The organism is Sphingorhabdus sp. (genome assembly GCF_044357595.1).
Classification (GTDB): domain Bacteria; phylum Pseudomonadota; class Alphaproteobacteria; order Sphingomonadales; family Sphingomonadaceae; genus Sphingorhabdus_B.
In genome coordinates this window covers 1-20,755 of record NZ_JBIKPH010000027.1, presented here as the reverse complement: position 1 = coordinate 20,755, position 20,755 = coordinate 1, and the positions used below count along the sequence as shown (strand labels likewise).

Sequence of the window (20,755 nt, the reverse complement as noted above, 5' to 3'; positions counted from 1 at the left end):
TTTACCATGCTGGACATATTATGTGCCCCATCCTTATCAGTTGCTGAATGAACGACTATATAGCCACAAGCGGCTATTATGGCCCAGAATGAAAGTCCTATGCTATGTTTTCGGGTTCAATACCGGCCCTAGTGACTCCTTTTTACGACGGAGCGTTTAGCGAAAAGCATTTTCGCGCGTTGATCGATTGGCAAATCGATCAGGGCTCTAACGCGCTTGTGCCGGCTGGGACCACTGGCGAAGCATCAACGCTGTCGAATGCCGAGCATCATCGTGTTATTGAAGTGTGTATCGAACAGGCCGCTGGCCGTGTTCCTGTTATCGCTGGTTGCGGGTCGAACGACACTAACAATGCGGTTCTGCACTTGAACTTTTCAAAGAAAAGCGGGGCGGCTGCTGGGCTCGTAGTTGCGCCATATTACAACCGCCCCAATCAAGAGGGCATTTACGCGCACTTTGAACATATGACGAAGAAGAACGACTTGCCCATCGTGCTGTACAATGTACCTGCGCGGACGGTGACCGATATTAAACCTGAAACCGTTGCGCGGCTTGCGAAGCTCCCCACGGTAATCGGCATTAAGGACGCCAGCGGAGATATGCCCCGTGTCACCGATCACCGCTTGGCTTGCGGACCGGATTTCTGCTTGCTGTCGGGCGTTGATGAGCAATCGCTAGCGTTCAACGCTGCGGGGGGCAGGGGGTGTATTTCAGTTACAGCTAATGTCGCGCCGAAGCTTTGCGCTGCATTTCAGGCGGCATGTGCCTTGGGCGATTACGATCTCGCACGCGAACTGAACGATAAGCTATATCCTCTTCATTTAGCGCTGTTTTCTGATGCATCTCCTGGGCCAATAAAATATGCATTGTCGCGTGTTATCGAAGGATTTCCAACAGAATTGCGTTTGCCAATGACGCCGCCAAGCGAGGCGAGCCGTCGACTGGTGGACGCCGCCTTGGAGAATGCAGGCCTTATTTAATGACCCGCCCAAAGCCCGAAGCCTTTAACAAAGTGAAAACGGTCGCTGAAAACCGGCGGGCGCGGTATGATTTTCATATCGATGATAAATATGAGGCGGGTATTGTCCTTACAGGTACGGAGGTAAAGTCACTTCGGTTTGGCGAAGGGTCAATCGCCGAAAGCTATGCCGAGGTGCGCGATGACCAAATTTGGCTCATCAATGCCAACATACCCGAGTTTAGCCACGGCAACCGCAATAACCACGAGCCAAAACGCCCGCGAAAACTGCTGCTTAACGAACGTGAAATACATAAGCTTCATGGCGCGGTTATGCGGCAAGGTATGACGCTTGTTCCGCTTTCGATTTATTTTAATGGCAGAGGTAGGGCAAAGGTTGAGCTTGCATTGGCAAAGGGTAAAAAGGCGCCTGATAAAAGGGCGACAGAAAAAGAACGCGACTGGAAGCGGGAACAAGGACGTATCATGCGGGACCGTGGATGAGTAAATTCAACGCCTGGCTTCAGCAGCAAGCACCAACACGGGACAGCTTTGAGCGCAGTCGCTTCTTGCGACCGTTTGCGCAGCGCGTTTTCCATCCGGCGCTTTGGCGTTTTACGCGTCGCTCCGTGCCGCGCGGTGTAGCACTTGGCTTGCTGGTAGGCATTTTCCTTTTGATACCCGGTGTGCAAATTGCAGGCGTGGCGCTTTTGGCACTACCTTTCAGGGCCAATATTCCCATCGGCGCAGCCATGACCTTTCTGAGCATGCCTGCGACAACTCCGTTTATCTTGTTCGGATCGGTTTACGTTGGCGAGTCCGTGCTTCGCTTAAACAATGGGTCGGGCCACTTTTACCAGCTGATAGAGACTTCCGCGCCACTTTCTGCTTGGGGTGACTATGTCTGGAACGAAGCCCCGCTTGCACTTTTGCAGGGCATTGCCGGGCTTGCCATCATTTCTATCGGTATGGCTATCATAGGCTATTTTATCGCAGCGTTGTTCTGGCGTTGGCGGGTGAGCGTGAAATGGCGACGCCGGTCGAAAGCAATTGCGTCTGGTGGATAAGCCTTTGGAGGCATCGTTCCGTCCGTCGTAGTAGTCTCCCATATCTTTCCGGGGAGTATAAACATGAATTTCGCTAATAAGCTGGCACTGGCCGCTTCTGTGTCGCTGGCATCGCTAGCAACACCTTCTTTTGCGCAAGAGGCGCAGCAGCCGCCGCAGAAAGTTAGCAAAGACGGCGCGCAACTGGGCACTTTCGGTTTTGACATAGCGGGCATGGATGCGAGCGTGTCGCCCGCAGATGATTTTTACTTATTTGCAAATGGCAAATGGGCCGCCACAACGGCTATACCAGCGGACAAGTCCAACTACGGAATGTTTACTGCCCTCGACGATCTCTCCAAAGACCGCGTCAAGCTGGTGCTGGATGCGGAGAAAGACCGCAAGGGAAGCAAGGCAGGCGATGTTTACGCGAGCTATGTTGATCAAGCTGCTGTTGAGAAAAAGGGCCTTGCGCCCGTACAGCCATGGTTGAAAACCGTGCGCGGTGTGAAAAGCAAAGCAGATTTTGAAAAGCTGATGCCTATTGCGGCACGCAATGGCGTTGGCGCGTTGTTCGGTGGCTATGTTGGGCAGGATGACAAAAACCCTGACGTCTATATTTTCCAGATTTATCAAAGCGGCACTGGCTTGCCTGATCGTGATATGTATCTGATCGAAAATGATAAATTTGAAGGTATAAGAAAGGCTTACAAGGACTATCTTGCACAAATGCTGATGCTTGCGGGTGAGAAAAACGCAGTGGCCCGTGCCGATGCGATCTTTGCGATGGAGAAGAAAATTGCTGCCGTACAGTGGACGCGTGAAGATTCCAGTGATGCGACCAAGACCTACAACAAAATGTCGTTGCAGCAGTTGGATGCCATAACACCAGGGTTAAAAATGTCGCCTATCCTTGCAAAGTTGAGCCCCAAGATAAGTGACGTCATCGTCAGCCAGCCAAGCGCGCTGACGGGCATATCCAATATATATGCGGAAACGGATTTGTCCGTGCTGAAAGATCAGATGCTCGTCAACAGCCTGTCAACTTTCTCTAACGTTCTGCCTGACGCTGTCGCCGACACGACCTTCGCCTTTTACGGCACCACCCTGCAAGGAACGCCGCAACGCGAACCGCGCTGGAAACGTGGTATTGGATTGACCGAAGGCACCGTGGGTGACGAGGTGGGTAAAGCCTATGCTGCGAAATATTTCCCCCCAGAGACCAAGGCAGCGATGGATGTACTGGTTAAAAATGTGCTCGCCGCAATGGGCCGCCGCATTGATAATCTCGCTTGGATGCAGCCTGAAACTAAGGTCAAGGCACGCGCCAAGCTGGCCAACTTTACAACGAAGATCGGCTACCCCGATCGTTGGAAAGATTATTCTACCCTGAAGATCGTACGTGGTGATGTGTTTGGAAATGACCTGCGTTCCAACCAATGGGGTTTTGATGATAACATGTCGAAGCTTGGGCAGCCAATCCGTCGTTGGGAATGGGGCATGTTGCCGCAAACGGTCAACGCTTATGCCAATTTTGGCATGAATGAAGTTGTGTTCCCTGCGGCTATTCTCCAACCACCATTTTTTGATGCAAAGGCGGATGCAGCAGTGAATTACGGCGGCATTGGTGCTGTCATTGGTCATGAGATTAGCCACCATTTTGATGACCAAGGTTCCAAATATGACGCCACGGGGAAACTATCCGATTGGTGGACAGAGAGCGACGTGAAGGCTTTTGAGGCAGCAGGCAAAAAATTGATTGCGCAATATGACGCGTACAAGATTTTTCCTGACGCATCAGTGAAGGGTGAATTTACGCTGGGCGAGAATATTGGCGACCTTGCCGGATTGACGATTGCCTATGATGCGTACCGGACTTCACTCAACGGCAAAGAGCCGGCGGTACTTGATGGAATGACTGGGGATCAGCGATTCTTCCTTGGCTGGGCCCAGGTATGGCGCCGCAATTACCGCGAAGCCAATTTGCGTCAGCGGTTGATAACTGATCCGCACAGCCCCTCGACGCAGCGTGCTTGGGTGGTACGCAATCTTGACAAATGGTACGATGCGTTCCAGCCCAAGGCAGATGGAAAAATTTACCTCAAGCCTGAGGACCGCGTTCGAATCTGGTAAGGAGCTGCTTTGAATAAGATACCCCCGCCAACTGAGTTTCAGATGCTTGGTGGGGATGTCGATACGTCTCCTCGCCCACAGCTGCTGCAATTGGCGGTTCTGTCTTTGGCAATTGTGCTGTCGCTTTTGATCCTGTGGTTTTCCACCAAAAGTGTAATATTGGTTGGGTCCTGCAGCGCTGGGATCATCGCTGCTGCGGGGCTTATCCAATATTTCCGTGGCGGTCGTACAGCGGACAATAGGCAAGTGCTGTCCGTACCCGATTGGTCCATTACCCATGCCGCGACCCAGTCGAGCAATGCCGCCATCGCAATTAGCGACCGCGCCGGGCGCTTAGTGTGCGCCAACGACCATTTTACGATGGCCTTTCCCGGGCTGAAGGCGCCGCCCGATCTAGGTGTTGATGATGCCAGCCGCGTCGCACTTGTCGAAGCCGGCCGCGCTGCTTGGCGCGACGGAAGCGCGGGCGTTAATGCCGTAAGGAAAGAGGGCCGCAGTTACAGCGTCAAGGTCGCAAGGGCAGGCGCGGCCGACGAGTATCTTTTGTGGCGTTTGGAAACTTTGGAACGGCTCGGTATTGAAAGCCGCGCTATTGAGCTGATATCCGGACGGATAGGTCGGGCTATGTCCAGCAGTGGCGTGATGGCGGTTGCCGTGGGCCCTGATGGCCGGGTGCGCAGCGCAAACGCGGCTTTTGCGTTGCGGGCAACGGGTGCTGGTGTCGAGACGACTAGCGGGCAGCTATTTGGTGACTTTGTGCGGATGGACGAAAAGGGCAGCGTATATTTTGAACGCGAGGGCCGCAGTGGTTTGCCGATCCGGTTGCTGCACATACCCTTGAACCAGAATGCTGCGGAAGGCGCGGCGCTGTTGCTCGCCGTCGATGAAGAGGGCGCTACAGTGGACCGCGGTCTGGCACTGGCGCATGTTGAGCAATTGTTGTCGACCTTGCCACTGGGGCTCGCTCTCGTTGACCGCGACGGGCGCTTTCTATTCGCAAACGATGCCTTCGCCCGCGTTCTTGATGTCGAACCTACAAAACTGCCGCCTTATCCGGCTGACCTTGTCATTGGCGAAGACAAAGGGGCCGTCCTTGACAGCATCCGACGTTATGGCAGCGGTTCGATGACCTCGGGTGATATTGCTATCCGGCTGAAGGAGCGGCCGGATGAGGTGATTGCGTTATCCATCGCTGGGGTACGCGGGCTGGGTGACGCCGCCGTGCTGCTTGGGCTGAAAGACAACAGCGAAGAGATAATCCTGAAACGCCAAGTCGCGCAGCAGACGAAGATGGAATCCATCGGTCAACTGGCCGGCGGCGTGGCGCACGATTTTAACAATATTCTGACTGCGATTATAGGCTATTGCGATCTTATGCTGCTGCGCCATCAACCGGGGGACAGCGACTATGACGATATCCAGCAGATCAAAAATAATTCAAATCGCGCAGCAAGCCTAACGCGACAATTGCTGGCCTTTTCGCGGCAGCAAACCCTGCGCCCGCAAATCCTGCAGCTGGCCAATGTGGTGGCCGATGTTTCGAGCCTCCTGAAGCGCTTGTTGGGTGCGACTGTGCGGCTAGAGGTGCACCATGGACGCAATGTAGGCGCCGTGCGGGCCGACCCGGGGCAGCTAGAGCAAGTTATCATCAACCTGGGCGTCAACGCGCGCGATGCGATGCCGAAGGGCGGCGTGGTGCACATCAGCACGGCTGCAGTCAGCCAAGGCGAAGTCTCTGCGATGGGTGGCGAATCCCTACCTGTGGGTGACTATGTTCAGCTTTCGGTTGAAGACAGCGGTTTTGGTATTCCCAAAGAAAATTTGTCTAAGATATTCGAACCATTTTTTACAACTAAGGAAATAGGCAACGGAACTGGGCTAGGTTTGTCAACGGTATACGGTATCGTGAAACAATCGGGCGGGTTCATTTTCGCCGACTCGAAGCCGGGGCAGGGCACGCGTTTCGACATAATCCTACCTGTTCATCACGGCGAAGCTGCCGCATCGGAAATCGCCAAGCGTGAATTGTATAAGCCAAAGGACTTGTGGGGCAGCGGCCGGATCTTGATTGTCGAGGACGAGGATATGGTCCGCGCAGTCGCAGAGCGCGCGCTGGTGCGGCAGGGCTATGTGGTCGAAACTGCAAGCGACGGCGAACAGGCGCTTGAGCTGTTTGCCGATGGAAAGCGCTATGACTTGGTGGTGTCGGACGTCGTGATGCCCAATTTGGACGGCCCATCGATGGCACGGCAATTGCGGGAGAACTATGGCGAGATCCGGTTGCTGTTCATGTCGGGCTATGCCGAAGAGCAATTGCGCGAGACGATCAGCCTCGACAATGTATCGTTCTTGGCTAAGCCATTTTCTGTTCAGCAGATTGCGGAAGCTGTGCACGACGCGCTTGCGAAGGATGGTTAAGTTAGATATTGAAATAGCATAAATAAATTTTTTTGTTCTGCTCTTGTTCTTTTAGAACAGAAGGTGTACATGGCTGTTATTCCGGAAGGGTTTTCGGAACCAGGCATGACGCTAAGGAGTGGAAAAATGGCAGCAAGTCTCAAAATTATTGACGGGAATCAGGCAAACGGTATGAAAAATTCGGAACGTGAAAAGGCACTAGAAGCAGCCTTAGCGCAGATTGATCGCGCATTCGGCAAGGGTTCGGCGATGAAGCTGGGCAGCCGTGAAGCGATTAGCATTGATGCGGTGTCGACCGGTTCGCTTGGGCTCGACATAGCACTTGGCATTGGTGGATTGCCAAAAGGCCGCGTGATTGAAATTTACGGCCCTGAAAGCTCGGGTAAGACAACGCTGACCTTGCACGTGATTGCAGAGGCGCAGAAGGCGGGTGGTACCGCTGCATTCATCGACGCGGAGCATGCGCTTGACCCCGGCTATGCTAAGAAGCTTGGTGTGGATATCGACAATTTGATCGTGTCTCAGCCGGACACGGGTGAACAGGCGCTTGAGATCGCCGATACGCTCGTGCGTTCAAACGCGGTGGATATCATTGTGATCGACTCCGTGGCTGCACTCGTTCCGCGCGCAGAAATCGAGGGTGAGATGGGCGATAGCCATGTTGGTCTGCAAGCGCGATTGATGAGCCAAGCGCTCCGCAAAATCACCGGCTCGATAAGCCGTTCGAACTGCATGGTCATCTTCATTAACCAGATTCGTATGAAGATTGGTGTGATGTACGGTTCGCCTGAAACGACAACGGGCGGCAATGCGTTGAAATTTTATGCGTCGGTGCGTTTGGACATTCGCCGCACGGGCCAAATCAAGGCAGGTGAAGATATTGTGGGCAACACGACCCGCGTGAAGGTTGTGAAGAACAAGGTGGCTCCGCCGTTTAAGCAGGTCGAATTTGATATCATGTATGGCGAAGGCATTTCCAAAACGGGTGAGCTGCTCGATCTGGGTGTGAAGGCCGGATTGGTTGAGAAATCGGGTAGCTGGTTCAGCTATGATTCGATCCGTATCGGGCAAGGTCGCGAGAATTCGAAAGGTTACCTGACTGAAAATCCTGAAGTTGCGGCGCGGTTGGAAGCAGCCATCCGCGGAAAGACGGAGGAAGTGGCTGAGGTCCTGATGACAGGCCCCGAAGCGGACGACGACGTTTAAGGCGACGGCTTCCCTTTTTTAAGAACAAGCGCGGCCTTGCCTGAGGCTGCTGCTTTCGACCCGCCCTGGTCCACCCTGGGGCGGGTCATTTGTGTCTGCATGGGTTGAGGCTTCGCTATTGGGGCGCATATACATAAAGCTAGAGCCGCACGAGACTTGACAGATATGATAGCGGCGGCCCAACTGCCCGTATGAAGCCTATCATTCATCTTATTGGATTGCCAACCGACCAAAACAGCTCATTCGCGCGTGGCGCTGCCCTTGCACCGGCCGCAATCCGCGCGGCCTTGTGGAGCGATCGGGGCAATCTGTTTGCGCAATCGGGCCATGAAATCGGCACAGATATCGCGTTCAAAGACCTTGGCGATCTGCCGCTGTCGGACGTCGACTGTGCTGCCGATGATGCGATGATCAAACAGGCTGTCACCGAGACTATGGACGCGGGTGGAATTCCACTATCACTCGGCGGGGACCATGCCGTAACGTTTCCAATGGTCGCAGCGTTGGCAGCGCGGCACGGGCCGCTTAACATCCTGCATTTTGATGCGCATCCCGATATCTATGCCGATTTTGAAGGCAACCCGCGCAGCCATGCGTCGCCTTTTGCTCGGATATTAGAAGCCGGCCATGCAACGCGTCTAGTGCAAGTCGGTATTCGTACATTGAACACGCATTGCCGTGAACAGGCTGAACGCTATAATGTCGAAATCATTCCCATGCTAAACTTCCAGACAGCGCAAGTGCCCGCACTTGACGGCCCATTGTATATCAGCATCGATCTGGATGGCATTGATCCGTCCGAAGCGCCTGGCGTGGCGCATCCAGAGCCCGGTGGTTTAACCATACGCGAGTTATTGTCCGTTCTTGCCAAACAGAAGGCGTACATTGTTGGTGCAGACATTGTGGAACTTAACCCCACGCGCGATGTGAACGACATTACCGCCATAGTAGCAGCCAAGCTTGTGCGGGAAGTTGCCGCGCATATACATCAAAATAACGACCAGTCATAAAGGGAACAGCCATGAGCATCATTGTACACCATCTCAACAACTCCCGTTCGCAGCGTATCTTGTGGTTGCTCGAAGAGTTGAATCTTCCTTATGACATCCGCCATTATGCGCGCGATGCGGTGACCAATCTCGCGCCAGATGCGCTTTTAAAGGTCCATCCATTGGGCAAGTCGCCAATGATTGAAGATGACGGGAAACTGATTTTCGAATCCGCCGCCATCGTGGAATATCTGTGCGAACGTCATAATGGGGGGAATCTTGTTCCAGCGCGCGGTACCGATCTGCATATCCGCTACCTAGAATTCATGCACTTTGCCGAAGGTTCGGTGATGACGCCAATCTTGCTTAACCTTTACACCGCGCGCTTGGGCGAAGCTGCTGCGCCCCTACACCCGCGTATCCAGCAACAATTGGACAGCCATTTTGCATTTATGGATGAGACCCTGAGAGCCACAGGTTGGTTTGTAGGGGACAGCCTGACCGGCGCCGATATCATGATGAGCTTTCCCACCGAAGTGGCCGTCAAAATGGGGAAGGCTGCAAACCTGCCAAACCTCTCGGCTTTTGTTGAAAAAATCCACGCACGTCCCGCGTTTCAAACCGCGCTCGAAAAGGGCGGGCCTTATGCCTATGCATAATGGTTCCGCAAACTGCATATCTGGCTTGCAGCATAGCGAGACGTTCCCTAAGTCGCTGACACTATGACATCGACCAATGATATCCGCCGCGGCTTCCTCGATTATTTCGGTGGTGCCAAACATGACGTGGTGCAGTCCGCGCCACTCGTGCCGTATAACGACCCAACATTGATGTTCGTCAATGCCGGGATGGTACCGTTCAAAAATGTGTTCACTGGCCTTGAAAGCCGCGAAACGCCGCGTGCAGCTTCAAGCCAGAAATGCGTGCGTGCAGGCGGCAAGCATAACGATCTAGACAATGTCGGGTACACGGCGCGCCATCACACATTTTTTGAAATGCTCGGCAATTTCTCGTTCGGCGATTATTTTAAAGAACAAGCGATCACTCACGCATGGACGTTGCTTACTAAAGAATGGGGTCTTGACCCGTCGCGTTTAACGACCACCGTTTATCATACGGATGACGAGGCGTTTGACCTGTGGCGCAAGATTGCCGGGCTTCCCGAAGAACGCATCATCCGGATTTCGACTAACGATAACTTCTGGTCAATGGGCGACACTGGACCTTGTGGGCCATGCAGCGAAATATTCTATGACCATGGCGATCATATTTTCGGCGGGCCGCCTGGAAGCGCTGATGAGGATGGCGACCGTTTTGTCGAAATCTGGAACCTCGTGTTCATGCAGTTCGAACGGCAGGACGATGGCACGGACGTGCCATTGCCCAAGCCATCGATCGACACGGGCATGGGGCTTGAGCGCATCGCAGCGGTCATGCAGGGCGTTCCGGACAATTACGACACAGACACCTTCAAAGCACTGATCAACGCCTCTGAAGAGCTCACAGGCACAAAAGCTGTCGGCGAGCAAAAGGCAAGCCATCGCGTGATCGCAGACCATTTGCGGTCGACAAGCTTCTTGCTGGCCGATGGTGTGATGCCATCCAATGAAGGCCGCGGCTATGTCTTGCGCCGGATCATGCGCCGGGCGATGCGCCACGCGCATATTCTTGGCGCGAAAGAGCCGCTTATGCACCGTCTGGTTGGTAGTCTTGCCGCCGAAATGGGTGCGGCTTACCCCGAACTCTTGCGCGCGCAGCCGTTGATTGAAGCAACGTTAAAGCAGGAAGAGACACAATTCCGCCGGACGCTCGATAAGGGCATTAAGCTGCTTGATGAGGCAACGGCTGGCATGACGCCGGGCGATATTTTGGCGGGCGATACCGCGTTTAAGCTCTATGACACGTTCGGGTTTCCTTATGATCTGACTGAAGACGCACTGCGTGCGCAGGGCTTTGGCATTGATCAGGCTGGCTTTGAAACAGCGATGAATAGTCAAAAAGCGATGGCACGCGCCGCTTGGAAGGGTTCTGGCGCCAAGGCATCTGATGATGTGTGGTTCGACATTGCCGAACGCGCCGGCGCGACCGAATTCACTGGCTATGCCGCAAGCGAAGGCGAGGGGCAGGTGGTGGCCCTTGTTAAAGACGGCATCGAAGTGCAATCGGCAGCGGCCAACGACGCCGTTACTGTCATTACCAATCAAACACCCTTTTATGGCGAAAGCGGCGGCCAGATGGGCGATGCTGGCGTTATTTCAAACAGCAATATGCGCGGTGAAGTCACGGACACCGCTAAGCCACTCGGGCGTTTGCATGCGCATCAGGTAACAATTGGTACTGGCGAGATCAAGGTTGGCGATTTTGTCACGTTGAAGATCGACACTGAACGCCGTGATTCATTACGCGCGAACCATAGCGCCACGCATTTGCTGCATGCATCGCTGCGCAATCGTCTTGGCGAGCATGTGACGCAAAAGGGCAGCTTGGTCGCGCCAGACCGCTTGCGCTTCGACTTCTCGCATAATCAGGCAGTTGGTCCGCAAGATATCGCACTTATTGAGGCCGACGTGAATGCGCAAATCCGCGGCAACCAAGCGGTCACAACCCGGTTAATGACCCCGGATGATGCCGTGGCCGCTGGTGCGCTTGCATTGTTCGGTGAGAAATATGGCGACGAGGTCCGCGTTCTGACGATGGGCAAAACGGACGATAGCCATTACTCGCTCGAACTATGCGGAGGAACCCATGTTAACGCATTAGGTGACATCGCTTTGTTCACGATCGTATCCGAAGGTGCTGTGGCAAGCGGCATCCGCCGTATCGAGGCGCTGACCGGAGAGGCCGCACGCTTGTGGCTTGTTGGCCGTGAAACACAATTGAAGAACGTGGCCGCGATGTTGAAGACCGCGCCAGACGAAGTAGGCGTGCGCATCGAAACACTCATTAGTGAGCGCAAGCGGATGGAAAAAGAGCTTTCCGAAGCGAAGAACGCATTGGCACTGTCCGGTGGCAGCGGCCCCAAGGCCGAAGCCCAGCAAATCGGTAATTTCACTTTCATGGGGCAGGTCATCGCTGGAATTGAACCGAAGGCTCTCCGCGGCCTCGCGGATGAGCAGATGAAGGCCATCGGCACGGGCATCGTGGCAATCATTGCTGCCAATGAAAATAGCAATACTGTTGTGGTCGCAGTATCACCTGCTTTGCATGGCACAGTGACGGCGCCAGATCTTGTGCGTGCTGCAACCGAAGCCATGGGTGCGCAAGGCGGTGGCGGGCGCCCTGATATGGCGCAAGGTGGCGGTCCAGCGGGCGCTGAACTGGCGCAGGCCGCGTTGGATGCGATTAAAGCAAAAATCGCTGGTTAAGCGGTAGGTTTAAGCTTGGGGGCCTCATCAAGGCCTCCAGCTTCTTTAATCTGCCGCCGGAATTCGTCGCGCTTTTGATGGATCGACGCGATAACCGGGCCCATGGCAACGCCCAGATCGACAAGCACTGCCTCCGATAACTGAAGCGAGCTTTCCAGCGTTTCGGGCACGGCGTCGCTCGCGCCGGCTTGATAGAGCCGCGCGGCATGGTCCGGATCACGGGCGCGCACAACAATCGTGATATCGGGCAACCATTTACGAACCCGCTTGACGATATGTTCGGCCAATACCGGCTGATCCATGGTCAGTATCAACGCCTTGGCATGGCCCAAGCTCAATTTATCAAGCGTTTCGGGCCGAGAAACGTCGCCGTAGATAACCTTGTACCCCCCGCGCCGGGCGGCGGTTACTGCGTCGACATTGGAATCGACAGCAACATAAGGCTGCCCGTGCGTGGTCAGCATATCGGCCACCAGCTTTCCAACCCGGCCAAAACCAATCACGACCGTTTGTGGTTCTTGCGTCGGGTCTTGTTCGTGCACTTCGTCGTCGCTCTCGCGCAATTCTAGACGGCGGGACATATCATGACCGATCCGCGCCAATATCGGCGTGATAGTCAGACCAATTGCGGTGGCCACTTGCCAGAAGTTAATGGTGGCGGCGTCAATGATCTGCGCTGCGCCTGCGACGCCTAAGACGATCAGGGTTGTTTCGGACGGGCTGCCCATGAGGACACCTGTTTCGGTTGCGGTGCCCGTGCGTGCCCCGTTCAATTTCAACAAACTTGCGGTCACCACTGCTTTAACAATCACCACAGCGGCTACAGCGCCAACCAGAGCGGCCCAATTCGCGGCGACGAAACGCAAATCGACCTGCATTCCAATGCTGATAAGAAAGACACCCAAGGCTAGCCCTTTGAAGGGTGCAGTCATCACATCCACTTCGTTATGATAGTCGGTCTCCGCGATTAAGAGACCGGCGATCATCGCGCCCACGATTGGCGAAAGGCCAACCGCGCCAGTCGCCAGACTTGCGACAATGACAACGAGCAAGCTGACCGATACAAATAATTCAGGGCTTTTTGTTCGCGCGGCTTGTCCGAACAGGCGGGGCAAGAAAAAGCGGCCAAGCACAAGCATTCCGATGATAACCAGAGCCCCCTGCCACAATACGGTGACGAGACCTGACCATGAATCCGCGCCGGCTTGTGGAGCCAATGCACCCAAAACGAATATTATTGGGACAATGGCTAAATCTTCGAACAGCAACATCGCTAGCGCTGACTTACCCACGGCGGAATGCGTACCAGATATTGGAAGCACCAGCGCTGTGGAAGAAAGCGCTAATGCAACCCCAATGCCGATGGCGGCGGTCGCGCCATATCCGAACAGATACAGACCAGCCGCAATAATCAGGCCAGCGCCAAATAACTGCGCTGCACCGACGCGGAATACCAAACGCCGCATTTTCCATAATCTACGAAAGGATAGCTCAAGACCAATGGAGAACAGCAATAAAACAATACCATACTCGCCTATGGGATGAATAGCCTCTGGATTGGTGATGGTGACCCATTCGAGCATTGGATACAGTGGCACCAAGGATCCAAGTCCCATCGGGCCAACCATTATCCCGACCAATATAAAACCAATGATGGGCGTGATGCGAAGCCGGGCAAAAGCGGGGATCACTATTCCCGCTGCACCCAGAATGACGAGAAGATCGCTAATGCCTTCGGTTTGTAGTTCGCCTGCCATAAATTCCATTTACGCACAGGGGGCATGATAAAGAAAGGGTAGGGCAATAAAAAAGCGCGGGAGTCGCCTCCCACGCTTCGATGTTGTCAAAAGGGTTGGATTTACATCCAGCTACCCATTTTGATTTCGAGATTGGCGCGCACTTGCTCGAAGAATTGCTCCGTGGTCATCCACGCCTGATCCGGACCGATCAGGATTGCGAGATCCTTTGTCATGTGGCCGTCTTCGACTGTCTGGATGCACACTTCCTCAAGCGTTTCTGCAAAGCGCGTAACGTCTGGCGTTTCGTCAAATTTGCCACGGAATTTCAGACCGCCAGTCCATGCGAAGATTGACGCAATCGGGTTGGTAGACGTTGCCTTGCCCTGCTGATGCTGGCGGAAGTGGCGTGTGACCGTGCCGTGCGCGGCTTCTGCTTCAACGGTCTTGCCATCTGGCGTCATCAGGATGGAGGTCATCAGACCAAGAGAACCAAAGCCCTGCGCAACCTGATCGGACTGCACGTCGCCGTCATAATTCTTACACGCCCAGATAAACTTGCCCGACCATTTTAGCGCCGAAGCAACCATATCGTCGATCAAACGATGTTCGTAGACAATGCCCAGTTCCTTGAACTTTTCGGCGAATTCTGCCTCGAACACTTCTTGGAACAGGTCCTTGAACCGGCCATCATAATATTTCAGAATCGTATTCTTGGTGGACAGATAGACCGGCCATTCGCGGGTGACGCCATAATTCAAGGACGCGCGCGCAAAGTCGCGGATAGAATCGTCGAGATTGTACATCGCCAGTGCAACGCCGGGTGACGGGTAACGAAACACCTCTTCGTCAATCCGCTGGCCATCATCGCCATCCCATACAAGACGAAGCGTTCCAGGGCCAGGGACGAGGAAATCGGTTGCGCGATATTGGTCACCAAAAGCATGGCGGCCAATAACAATTGGGTCCGTCCAGCCAGGGATCAAGCGCGGTACGTTATCAATGACGATGGGTTCACGGAAGACGACGCCACCAAGGATATTGCGGATGGTGCCGTTGGGTGATTTCCACATTTTCTGTAGGCCGAATTCTTCCACGCGGGCCTCATCTGGCGTAATAGTAGCGCATTTCACGCCTACGCCGAACTCGCGAATGGCATTGGCGGATTCAACGGTGACCTTGTCATTGGTCTTATCGCGATATTCCATGCCCAAATCATAATATTTAAGGTCGACATCGAGATATGGCAAAATGAGGCGTTCACGTATCCATTCCCAAATGATACGAGTCATCTCGTCGCCATCGAGTTCAACGACCGGGTTTTTGACCTTAATTTTTGCCATGGCAGAGAGAGCTTTCCATTAGGGAGATGGGTTGATGAGCGGTGCCATAGCAAAGTCTACCATTTGTTCAACCACCACCCTGATATTGTTGGAAGATGGTGGAACTGGCATCTAAGGTTGTAAGATGGCGGCGCATCCCCTAGCTAAGTGAAATGAGTAGACAAGAATTGACAAACCGGGGCTCCGGGGTCGCGAAATGGTCGTTTCCACCCATTCACCCCGAGGGCCGTAAATTCGGACTTATCGCCGCTGGCATAACCCTGTTTTTTGCATTTATGGCTTGGGAAACGCTGGCATGGCCCATGGGCGCCGTTACTGTTTGGACATTGTCATTCTTCCGTGATCCAGCCCGTGCGACACCCATTGATGAACGTTTTGTTGTCGCGCCGGCGGACGGTCTTGTGACCTTGATCGAAAAAGTACAGCCGCCTGTTGAATTGCGCGGACCTGATGGACTTGGCGACCAGCCAATGACCCGCGTGTCGATCTTTATGAGCGTGTTTGATGTGCACATCAATCGGACACCCATTCGCGGCACAATCAAGCGCGTTGTGTATATTGCCGGAAAATTTCTGAACGCTGACCTTGATAAGGCCAGCGAGGAAAACGAACGCCAGCATTTCCTTGTTGAACGCAGCGATGGTGTCCGCATTGGTTTTACCCAAATCGCCGGATTAGTTGCGCGCCGCATTGTTGCCTTCGTCAAAGAAGGGGACAGCGTTGCCAATGGCCAACGTGTCGGCCTCATTCGCTTTGGCAGCCGTGTTGACGTTTATTTGCCCCATGGTACGTCTTCGCGGGTCATAAAGGGCCAGCGTTGCGTTGCTGGTGAAACGGTTCTCGCTGAAATCGGCGTGGATCAGGACCTGATCGCCGTCGCGCATTGATGGGCGCGCATTCCTCCCGGCCTGGAATTCCCTTGCGGGCACTTGCCCCGAATGCTGTTACTGCACTTGCACTATGCACTGGCTTGTCCGGTGCGTGGTTTGCGATGCAGGGGCGTTGGGAAAACGCGGTGGCGGCTATCGTCATTGCCGGTGTGCTCGACGCCATGGACGGTCGCATTGCCCGTATGTTGAAGGGCGAGAGCCGCTTTGGTGCTGAATTGGACTCGCTATCTGACGTGATTGCGTTCGGGGCAACGCCGGCGTTGATCATATATATGTGGGTCATGCAGGACATGCCGCGCTTTGGCTGGACGATATCGGTGTTTTTTGTGCTCTGCGCCGCGCTTCGACTGGCACGGTTTAACGCGCAGATCGACACCGATAACCAACCACATAAATCTGCCGGATTTAACACAGGCGTTCCATCGCCGCCGGGCGCCGCGCTGGCACTGCTGCCGATGATGATCTGGTTTGAGACGGGTGCGGAGTGGGTGCGTGACTATCGCCTCCTTGCTCCATGGCTTTTGCTTTGTGCGTTTTTGATGGTTTCCAATGTTGCAACCTATAGCTGGTCGTCGATTAAGATCCGACGCAGCCTTCGTTTTATGGCGCTCGCCGCGGTTAGCTTGTTTGTGGCAACGTTGGTTGCTGCGCCTTGGGTCGCTCTCATTGGTGTTGGCATCTTATACGCCGGAATGCTGCCATTCAGTATGATGAGCTATGCCCGCGTCAAAAAGTCGCAACGGACCTTTTCCGAAGCCACTTGACCTCTGTTCCGCAAGGGCTATGTTCCATTTTCGTTCTTATTTGGGAGTTGGCCGTTGGAGCCGTTAATCGTCATTGTCATCGTCATTTTTGCATTGTTGGGTGGGCTGGCGCTTGGTTGGTTCGCCGGAGGCCGCGCGGGCAAAGCAGGGCTTGAAACGACGAGCCAACTGCGCGCGATGCTTGATCAGGTGGTTGTCGAGCGTGATAGCGCCAAGGACCGCTTGGCGCGGCTTGAAACGAGCTTGGAGGAGCGCGAGCGCAGCTTTGAAGAACAGATCGCGGCGCTTGGTGATGCCAAAGAGAATTTGTCCGCGCAATTTGGCGAAATTGGACAGAAATTATTGGGCGAGGCGCAGGCTGCGTTCCTGCAACGCGCCGATGAACGCTTTCACCAAGCTGGCGAGAAGAACGAAGAGCGGCTGAAGCAGCTTCTTGGGCCAGTGGGTGAAAAGCTCAAAGCTTATGAAGAGCAGGTTGGCAAAATCGAGAAGGACCGGACCGAGGCCTATGGCGATCTAAAGGGCTTGATTGGTGAAATGCGCATTGGTCAGGAGCGTGTCTCGAGCGTCGCTTCTGGGCTTATGAACTCCTTGCGCAATGCGCCCAAGGCGCGCGGACGTTGGGGCGAGCAACAGTTGAAAAATGTGCTCGAAAGCTGCGGCTTGTCCGAGCATGTCGATTTCGATTTGGAAACAAGCATTGATGTGGGTGACGGTCTGCGTCTGCGGCCCGATGCGGTCATCCATGTGCCCGGCGGGCGTACCTTGGTCATCGATGCCAAGGTATCGTTGAACGATTATCAGGACGCGTTTGACTCCGTCGACGATGATGTACGTGCCGTTGCCATGACGCGCCATACGCAGTCGATGAAAAACCATATCGAAGGCCTGTCGCGTAAGGCCTATTGGGACCAGTTTTCCGAGGCCCCTGATTATGTCATCATGTTTGTCCCCGGTGAGCATTTCCTCGCGGCGGCGCTTGAGCATGAACCGCAATTGTGGGACTTTGCATTCGATAAAAAAGTTCTTTTGGCCACGCCAACCAACCTTGTGGCGATTGCGCGAACTGTTGCCAGTGTCTGGCGCCAAGAAGGACTTGCGCGCGAGGCGAAGCAAATTGGCGCCTTGGGTAAGGAAATGTACGACCGAATTGCCGTTGCGGCGCAGCATTTGAAATCAGTCGGTAGCGGGCTTTCGTCGGCGGTGAACAATTACAACAAATTCGTCGGCAGCTTCGAACGCAACGTCATATCGACGGGCCGGAAATTTGCGGACCTTAATATCGAAACCGGCAAGCGCGATTTGGAAGAGGTTCCATTGGTTGAGGCGCTGCCGCGTTATAGCGAAGGTGAAACGGCGACGCCGATCGCCGATCAGCGCGAAGGCCCCGCATAAGAATTGGCGTTGCGGTTGCGATTATTTCGCGTTCGAATGCCGAAACTGGTTCAAAACCTCATACGCCATCACTGCGGTCGCCACAGCCGCATTTAAGCTGTCTGCTTTGCCACGCATCGGCATTTTCACGCGCAGGTCACACTGGCTTTCATAGTCGTCGGGTAGGCCCTGCGCCTCATTCCCGGTCAAGATAAAGCACGGCGCGCTGTAGCGAGCGGCTTGGTAATCGGTATCGGTTTGTAGGCTGGTGCCAACCAATTGGCCTGTGCCGCTGCGCAACCAAGCGGTGAATTCCTCCCATCTGCACTGCACAATCTTTTGGGTGAAGATCGCGCCCATGCTTGCGCGGACGGACTCGACGGAAAAAGGATCGGTGCAATCATCTATCAGAATAAGACCACCGGCGCCGACGGCATCACCGGTGCGCAACATCGTGCCCAGATTGCCGGGGTCCCGCATCGATTGGGCAACGAGCCATATGGGCGCGGTGCCACGGTCAACATCCGCCAAGGCGGTCCCATGGTCGCGATAGACGCCGACCACGGCCTGTGCGTTGTCCTTGCCCGACAGCTTGGCCATGATGTCCGCGCTCGTTTCGATGACGTCGCCGCCGTTCGCAAGCACCTCCGCCTCCAGCGTAACTTCAAGGTCATGTAACGGCCGGTCTTTGACACGAAACAGCATTTCGGGGAGAAACCCTGCTTCCCGCGCCTCAGTCATGATCCGCAGTCCTTCGGCAAGGAAAAGCCCCGCGCGTTTGCGCAATTTTTTCTCACGCAGCCCGCGGATTTCCTTCAGCAGCGGATTTGAAAATCCGATGATATCCCGGCGCATCAGTCTTCGCCAAAACCGTCAACAACCAGACCCACAAGCTTTTCAATGGCGAGATCCGCCTGTTCGCCTTCAACATGGATGATGACTTCGCTGCCCTGTGCCGCGCCGAGCATCATCAGGCCCATGATTGACGTGCCCGTAACAAACTGACCGTCCTTTTCGACTTCGACCTTAATTCCCTCAGGCAGGCGGCTCACGAACGTTACGAATTTGGCGCTGGCGCGGGCGTGCAGGCCTTTTTGGTTGACGATCGTTACTGTCCTGCAGAGGCGCGTCACCGCGATACCTCAAGCACTTCGGAGGCAACGCTGATATATTTGCGGCCGGCTTCGCGGGCGGCCGCTACAGCCTCTTTTACGTCCAGATTCTTGCGGGCGCTGTCGAGCCTGATAAGCATTGGCAGGTTCACGCCCGCGATAACCTCAACACATCCGCTATCGAGCAGAGAGATTGCGAGGTTCGATGGCGTGCCACCAAACAGGTCGGATAAGATAATCACGCCCTTGCCTGTATCGACGGTTTTGATTGCGGCGGCAATTTCATTGCGACGCGCTTCCATGTCGTCATGCGGCCCGATGCAGATGGTCGCAACGTTCTTTTGCGGCCCGACAACATGTTCAAGGGCGACAAGAAACTCGCTCGCGAGTTTACCATGCGTGACTAAAATCAAACCAATCATGTGCTTTTACTGTCCTGTCGCGCCGTATTACTGTTTGCGCCGTTAGCAGGCTCCTCAAGCGCGTCAATCGGTCTTGACGTCAGATTGCGATGCGACACCGTAAGAGCGAACCCGTCTTCGCGTAACCAATTACCAAATGTTTCGGCCACATGCACAGATCGGTGACGTCCGCCGGTGCAACCAAATGCGATGTTGATATACGCCTTACCCTGAGCATCGTAGAGCGGCAGCAGGAAGCGGAGCAAGTCCCGGATCTTCTGCATAGCTTCGTCATATTTGGGGTCCGCCGCAACATATTCTGCAACACTTGCATCCATCCCCGTCATTGGGCGCAGAGCGCTGTCCCAATGGGGATTGCGCAGAAACCGGAGGTCAAAGACAAGATCTGCGTTGTGCGGCACCCCGCGCGAAAAACCAAAACTCGTGACCGTAATAGTCGAATGTGGTGTTTTTTCGCTTGTGAAGCGTTCGCGGATGACCTGCTGCAAATCATACGCAGACAGCTTGCTCGTATCGACGACCGTTTCCGCCCAGCGGCGAAATGGTTCCATCAAGTTGCGGTCAATCGCAACGCCGTCCATCGCCGGGCGGTCCTGCGCCATAGGGTGGCGGCGGCGTGTCTCGGCGTAGCGGCGTTCGATTTCCACGCCAGCACAGTCGAGAAATAATGTCATAATTTCTAGATTGGGCTGAGTCTGCAGCGCCTTGATTTGCTCAATTAATGCTCCAGCATCAAAACCGCGGGTACGGCTATCAAATCCGAGCGCCAGCGGGGTATTTGGACCGTCTTCGCTGCCCGATGCTGGTATTTTGAGTAATTGTGGAGCGAGCTTAATCGGGAAATTGTCGACGGTTTCCCAACCCAAATCTTCCAGTGTTTTAAGGACGGTCGTTTTTCCCGCGCCGGACACACCCGTGATCAACAAGATTTTCTGGGGTTCTGAAGATTTTTTTGGCTTCAAGATTTTACCCTCTCAATTGCAATGGTAGGGGTTTTTC

General features: G+C 54.5%; 18 protein-coding genes. 12 read left to right on the top strand and 6 right to left on the bottom strand.

The window, feature by feature from the left end:
* Window positions 1-104: 104 nt before the first annotated feature.
* The 9 genes from dapA to alaS all read left to right on the top strand — a co-directional run bounded on the left by dapA (window position 105) and on the right by alaS (window position 12,115).
* Window positions 105-980: a 4-hydroxy-tetrahydrodipicolinate synthase gene (dapA, locus tag ACIQ2T_RS04905; RefSeq protein WP_397589838.1), complete on the top strand. Its 876-nt coding sequence runs from the start codon at window positions 105-107 to the stop codon at window positions 978-980.
* Window positions 980-1,462, top strand: coding sequence for an SsrA-binding protein SmpB (smpB, locus tag ACIQ2T_RS04900; RefSeq protein ID WP_300036771.1), 483 nt, complete (start codon window positions 980-982; stop codon window positions 1,460-1,462). The genes dapA and smpB overlap by 1 nt, the downstream gene beginning before the upstream one ends.
* On the top strand, window positions 1,459-2,025 hold the full coding sequence (locus tag ACIQ2T_RS04895; RefSeq protein WP_300036769.1) for a DUF2062 domain-containing protein: 567 nt from the start codon (window positions 1,459-1,461) through the stop codon (window positions 2,023-2,025). Before smpB ends, ACIQ2T_RS04895 begins: the two co-directional genes overlap by 4 nt.
* A gap of 63 nt (window positions 2,026-2,088) precedes the next feature.
* Complete coding sequence (locus ACIQ2T_RS04890) at window positions 2,089-4,137, top strand: M13 family metallopeptidase (RefSeq protein ID WP_397589837.1); 2,049 nt, start codon at window positions 2,089-2,091, stop codon at window positions 4,135-4,137.
* Window positions 4,138-4,146: 9 nt separating this feature from the next.
* Window positions 4,147-6,555 (top strand): response regulator, encoded by a 2,409-nt coding sequence (locus ACIQ2T_RS04885; protein WP_397589836.1) that lies wholly within the window; start codon window positions 4,147-4,149, stop codon window positions 6,553-6,555.
* A gap of 126 nt (window positions 6,556-6,681) precedes the next feature.
* Window positions 6,682-7,761 carry a recombinase RecA gene (recA, locus tag ACIQ2T_RS04880; RefSeq protein WP_397589835.1) on the top strand — a complete coding sequence of 360 codons (1,080 nt, stop codon included), beginning with the start codon at window positions 6,682-6,684 and terminating at the stop codon, window positions 7,759-7,761.
* 191 nt (window positions 7,762-7,952) lie between these two features.
* On the top strand, window positions 7,953-8,771 hold the full coding sequence (gene speB / locus ACIQ2T_RS04875) for an agmatinase (protein ID WP_397589834.1): 819 nt from the start codon (window positions 7,953-7,955) through the stop codon (window positions 8,769-8,771).
* Between the two features lie 11 nt (window positions 8,772-8,782).
* Window positions 8,783-9,409: a glutathione S-transferase family protein gene (locus tag ACIQ2T_RS04870; RefSeq protein ID WP_397589833.1), complete on the top strand. Its 627-nt coding sequence runs from the start codon at window positions 8,783-8,785 to the stop codon at window positions 9,407-9,409.
* 63 nt (window positions 9,410-9,472) lie between these two features.
* Window positions 9,473-12,115 (top strand): alanine--tRNA ligase, encoded by a 2,643-nt coding sequence (alaS, locus tag ACIQ2T_RS04865; RefSeq protein ID WP_397589832.1) that lies wholly within the window; start codon window positions 9,473-9,475, stop codon window positions 12,113-12,115.
* On the opposite strand, the gene ACIQ2T_RS04860 is transcribed toward alaS, so the two are convergent.
* Entirely contained in the window at window positions 12,112-13,872 is a 1,761-nt protein-coding gene (locus ACIQ2T_RS04860) for a cation:proton antiporter (RefSeq protein ID WP_397589831.1), read from the bottom strand. The genes alaS and ACIQ2T_RS04860 overlap by 4 nt on opposite strands.
* Window positions 13,873-13,973: 101 nt before the next feature.
* Window positions 13,974-15,194 carry an NADP-dependent isocitrate dehydrogenase gene (locus tag ACIQ2T_RS04855; RefSeq protein WP_397589830.1) on the bottom strand — a complete coding sequence of 407 codons (1,221 nt, stop codon included), beginning with the start codon at window positions 15,192-15,194 and terminating at the stop codon, window positions 13,974-13,976.
* Window positions 15,195-15,346: 152 nt separating this feature from the next.
* Here ACIQ2T_RS04855 and ACIQ2T_RS04850 point away from each other — a divergent pair, with 152 nt between their 5' ends.
* Genes ACIQ2T_RS04850 through rmuC form a run of 3 tightly spaced genes read left to right on the top strand, consistent with a single transcriptional unit; the run spans window position 15,347 to window position 18,243 of the window.
* Window positions 15,347-16,081 (top strand): phosphatidylserine decarboxylase, encoded by a 735-nt coding sequence (locus ACIQ2T_RS04850; RefSeq protein ID WP_306063443.1) that lies wholly within the window; start codon window positions 15,347-15,349, stop codon window positions 16,079-16,081.
* A gap of 32 nt (window positions 16,082-16,113) precedes the next feature.
* Window positions 16,114-16,848: a CDP-alcohol phosphatidyltransferase family protein gene (locus ACIQ2T_RS04845; protein WP_397589829.1), complete on the top strand. Its 735-nt coding sequence runs from the start codon at window positions 16,114-16,116 to the stop codon at window positions 16,846-16,848.
* A gap of 54 nt (window positions 16,849-16,902) precedes the next feature.
* Complete coding sequence (gene rmuC / locus ACIQ2T_RS04840) at window positions 16,903-18,243, top strand: DNA recombination protein RmuC (protein WP_397589828.1); 1,341 nt, start codon at window positions 16,903-16,905, stop codon at window positions 18,241-18,243.
* A 21-nt stretch (window positions 18,244-18,264) separates the two neighbouring features.
* On the opposite strand, the gene ACIQ2T_RS04835 is transcribed toward rmuC, so the two are convergent.
* Genes ACIQ2T_RS04835 through rapZ form a run of 4 tightly spaced genes read right to left on the bottom strand, consistent with a single transcriptional unit; the run spans window position 18,265 to window position 20,718 of the window.
* Window positions 18,265-19,077 carry a TrmH family RNA methyltransferase gene (locus ACIQ2T_RS04835; protein ID WP_397589827.1) on the bottom strand — a complete coding sequence of 271 codons (813 nt, stop codon included), beginning with the start codon at window positions 19,075-19,077 and terminating at the stop codon, window positions 18,265-18,267.
* Window positions 19,077-19,355, bottom strand: a complete 279-nt coding sequence (locus ACIQ2T_RS04830) for an HPr family phosphocarrier protein (RefSeq protein ID WP_397589826.1) — start codon at window positions 19,353-19,355, stop codon at window positions 19,077-19,079. The genes ACIQ2T_RS04835 and ACIQ2T_RS04830 overlap by 1 nt, the downstream gene beginning before the upstream one ends.
* Window positions 19,352-19,756 carry a PTS sugar transporter subunit IIA gene (locus tag ACIQ2T_RS04825; RefSeq protein WP_397589825.1) on the bottom strand — a complete coding sequence of 135 codons (405 nt, stop codon included), beginning with the start codon at window positions 19,754-19,756 and terminating at the stop codon, window positions 19,352-19,354. Before ACIQ2T_RS04825 ends, ACIQ2T_RS04830 begins: the two co-directional genes overlap by 4 nt.
* Window positions 19,753-20,718, bottom strand: a complete 966-nt coding sequence (rapZ, locus tag ACIQ2T_RS04820) for an RNase adapter RapZ (RefSeq protein WP_397589824.1) — start codon at window positions 20,716-20,718, stop codon at window positions 19,753-19,755. The genes ACIQ2T_RS04825 and rapZ overlap by 4 nt, the downstream gene beginning before the upstream one ends.
* Window positions 20,719-20,755 lie beyond the last annotated feature (37 nt).